This window comes from Nocardiopsis sp. TNDT3, assembly GCF_003427465.1.
In the GTDB taxonomy this organism is placed as follows: domain Bacteria; phylum Actinomycetota; class Actinomycetes; order Streptosporangiales; family Streptosporangiaceae; genus Nocardiopsis; species Nocardiopsis dassonvillei.
In genome coordinates this window covers 1-2706 of the sequence record NZ_QPFC01001288.1, presented here as the reverse complement: position 1 = coordinate 2706, position 2706 = coordinate 1, and the positions used below count along the sequence as shown (strand labels likewise).

Annotated in this window: 3 protein-coding genes; 1 reads left to right on the top strand and 2 read right to left on the bottom strand. The window is 72.5% G+C overall.

What is annotated here, in order from left to right; genetic code table 11:
- The coding region (locus tag DQW06_RS26930) for a peptidoglycan recognition family protein (protein WP_157983628.1) at positions 1-778 on the bottom strand (778 nt) is incomplete at its 3' end.
- Positions 779-1220: 442 nt separating this feature from the next.
- Between DQW06_RS26930 and DQW06_RS26925 the strand changes: the two genes are divergently transcribed.
- On the top strand, positions 1221-1697 hold the full coding sequence (locus DQW06_RS26925) for a hypothetical protein (protein WP_013153420.1): 477 nt from the start codon (positions 1221-1223) through the stop codon (positions 1695-1697).
- A 24-nt stretch (positions 1698-1721) separates the two neighbouring features.
- On the opposite strand, the gene DQW06_RS26920 is transcribed toward DQW06_RS26925, so the two are convergent.
- Positions 1722-2706 (bottom strand): phosphatidylinositol-specific phospholipase C domain-containing protein (locus DQW06_RS26920; RefSeq protein WP_198662559.1); only part of this gene is annotated, 985 nt, incomplete at its 5' end.

Here is a 2706-nt window from a genome sequence, read left to right as displayed (position 1 = left end):
CGGGACCGTGGTAGAACAGGCGGTCCGGCTCGTCCTCGGGCACGGTCGGGTAGGTCGGGCCGTTCCCGGCGGGCGCGCGGCGGGCGACCGTTCCCAGGACCGGTGCCAGCATGGCGTCGGCGACCGCGTCGCGCAGCTCCGGGAGCAGCGCGTACAGCACGTCGCCGGGGCAGGCGGTGGCGTTGAAGTCGCGGTGGCCCAGGATCGCGCTGTGCGGATCGAGCCGGTAGGCCCCGCACAGCCACGCCAGGGTGGCCACCAGCGCGTCGGTCAGGGCCCCGGTCGGGCTCACGCTCGTGTAGAGGCCCTCGTTCTCGATGCCGATACAGGTGCTGTTGTTGTTGGCCACGTGCGCGCCCACGACGTGGCTGCCCTCGCGGATGGCGGCGAAGCTGCGGTCGCGGCCCTCCATGACGTGGCCGCCGCGGCTGATGGTGAGCTGCTGGCCGGTGTCCAGCCAGCCGTTGGAGTCCATGTGGTAGTTCTGGATCGCCCTGGACAGGGCGTAGGCGTGGCTGAGCGAGTAGTCGGTGCTGTTGGCCGTCGCGGTGTGGTGGACCACGATGTAGCTGGGCGCGGTGGTCAGGATCTGGACCCGGCCCGCGGGCGAGCGCGCTCCCCAGTCGGCCCGGGTGTGCAGGGGCGGTTCGGCCACCCCCGCGGAGGCGCTCGCGCCGCCCGCGGTGAACGCCCCGCCGAGAACGGCGGCGCCGGAGGCCAACGCGGCCCCGCGCAGGACGGTGCGTCTGTCCGGACCTGACCGGTGGGTTCTGGTCATGGGTGATCCTCCGGCTCGTGTCATGACTTGCCAGTCCATAAGAGAACACGGACCACCCACGGTGCACAAAGTGTGACGCGGTGAATTTTCATGGCCGTGACCGGCCAGAACGCCACTCTTTGACCCCATGGGTAGAAGTAGGTCGTCGGTGTACAAGACGGCGGAGAAACGATAGAGCGGGAATGCGCGTTTTCCCCTGTTCCATCCCCGCCTCTTTGCGCGTCCTTTCCGTTGTCCTCGACAGGTCTTTTCCGGACCGCGGTGCCCGGGCCCGGCGCCGGTTCCCGCCGTGCGGTGTCCTCCCAAGGACCGCCGACGCCCTTGGCTGCGCCGCTGTCCGGTCCCGGGCGTTTGCTGTACAGTTCCTGACTACTCAGGCGACCCGTGCCCCCGGGCTCCTTCTCCCCCCACCCCGAGAACCAACGGAAGAAGAAGAGGACCCATGACGAGTACGACCGCCGAGAGGACCGGGCGCCCCGGGACGGTGGAGGCGGCCTTCCTGCTCCTGCTCGCCCTGATCGCCGTCGACCTGGTGCTGTGGGTGCTGAACGTGTTCGTCGTCGCCCCCACCGGGCTGGACAGTATGCGCGCGGCCGCGGGCGAGGAGGGGGGCCTGCGCCAGGCCGCCGTGTCCGGCGCCGCCACGCTGCTGTTCGCGGCGGTGGGCGTCCTCCTCGCCGTCCTGGTGCGCCGGGGCCGCAACTGGGCGCGCCTCCTGATCGCCGCCGCCGCTGCCCTCGTCGTGCTCATGGACCTGGCCACCGCGAACATGGACGCCATCGTGTGGCCGCCGGCCGGGATGTCGGCCTACGACGTCCTCGGCTACGCCGTTCCGGGACTGCTGGGGCTTTCCGCCCTCGTGCTGCTGTTCCTGCCCGCGTCTAACGCCTACTTCTCGCGCGGGGCGCGAGCCGAGTAGGCGCTGCGGCGGACGCCCCCGGCGTCAGCCGTGGCCCGGGCCGTGCGGGACGACCATGGACAGCACCCCGGGCAGGCCCGCCCAGTCACTGGTCACCGTGGTGGCCCCGGCCCGCGCGAGTTCGCGCACGCGGGCGGCGGCCTCCTCCGGGGAGGGGGTACGCGCGTCGATCGCGGGGGACACCGCGTGGGCGTCGGTCATCACCAGGAGGTAGTCGTTCTCGCCGTACCAGGAGGTGTCGATGCCCCCGGTGTAGGTCGGGGCGCTGCCGTCGAAGACGACGAACCACGGCCGCAGCTCCTCGGCGTAGCGCTCGCGCGGGTCGCCGCCGCGGGCTCCAAGCACCGCCGGGAAGGTGGCCGCCTCGTCCAGGCGGCCCCCGGCGGCCAGGTCGCGCAGGCGCGACGCCTGCTCCTCGTCGGTCCACAGGTCGTCGAAGGGGTTGCCCTGCTCGAAGGTGCCCGGGGTCAGGTAGACGACGACCCTCCCGGCCAGAGCGCCGCGCGAGGGCCAGCCGTCGGCGCGCACCGCCTCGTCCAGGGTGGCGTGGGCGCCCGCCAGCAGGTCGTCCGGCCGGAACAGGGCATCGCCCAGGACCTGGTCGGCGAGCGCGTCGAACTCGGCGGGGCCCAGACCCGCCTCGGCGTGGTAGCCCTTCTTCATCTCGACCTTGAGCAGCAGCGGCGGGTGGCCGGGGTTGGCCTCGTGCCAGGTGCGCACGTCGCGCAGGCAGTCGGCGAGGTCGCCGTCGCCGCCCCGGCGCAGTTCGTCGGGGCTGGTGGCCCCGGCGCAGTTGTTGTGCTGGCCGACCAGTTCGTGGTTGACCCGCCAGGTGCCGAACCACTCGTCGGTCCACACGTCCAGTTCCAGGAGCCCGGCACCGGAGTCGAGGGCGTCGGCGAAGTGGGGGAAGGTCGCCGTCTCGTAGGCGTTGTGCACGCCCACGGAGGTGGTCCGGGAGAGGGCCTGCTCGGCAGCGGAGGCGGGGGAGGGGGCGCTGGTCAGGGCG

Bases quoted from the DNA above. Each gene is read 5' to 3' on its own strand.
- DQW06_RS26925 (WP_013153420.1), top strand. From the start codon at position 1,221: ATGACGAGTACGACCGCCGAGAGGACCGGGCGCCCCGGGACGGTGGAG.